This window comes from Mesorhizobium sp. M7A.F.Ca.US.005.03.2.1 (assembly GCF_003997795.1).
In the GTDB taxonomy this organism is placed as follows: Bacteria; Pseudomonadota; Alphaproteobacteria; order Rhizobiales; family Rhizobiaceae; genus Mesorhizobium; species Mesorhizobium ciceri.
In genome coordinates this window covers 1-454 of sequence record NZ_RZRP01001611.1, presented here as the reverse complement: position 1 = coordinate 454, position 454 = coordinate 1, and the positions used below count along the sequence as shown (strand labels likewise).

1 pseudogene is annotated in these 454 nt (G+C 61.5%); it reads left to right on the top strand.

The annotated features are described in order from the left end of the window. Positions 1–454 (top strand): annotated as a pseudogene (locus EN991_RS39440) (acetyl-CoA carboxylase biotin carboxylase subunit); the annotation flags it as partial.

Sequence of the window (454 nt, the reverse complement as noted above, 5' to 3'; positions counted from 1 at the left end):
GTTCTATTTCATCGAGATGAACACGCGCCTGCAGGTCGAGCATCCGGTGACGGAAGCGATCACCGGCATCGATCTCGTGCATGAGCAGATCCGCGTCGCTTCCGGCGGCGGCCTCTCGGTGAAGCAGGAGGACATCAAGTTCAACGGCCACGCCATCGAATGCCGCATCAACGCCGAGGACCCACGCACCTTCACCCCCTCGCCCGGTACGATCACCCATTTCCACACACCGGGTGGTCTGGGCATCCGCGTCGATTCCGGCGTCTATTCCGGCTACAAGATCCCGCCCTATTACGACAGCCTGATCGGCAAGCTGATTGTACATGGGCGTAACCGCGTCGAGTGCATGATGCGCCTGCGCCGCGCCCTGGACGAGTTCGTCGTCGACGGTATCAAGACGACGCTGCCGCTGTTTCGCGATCTCGTCGGCAATGCCGACATCGCCAATGGCGAT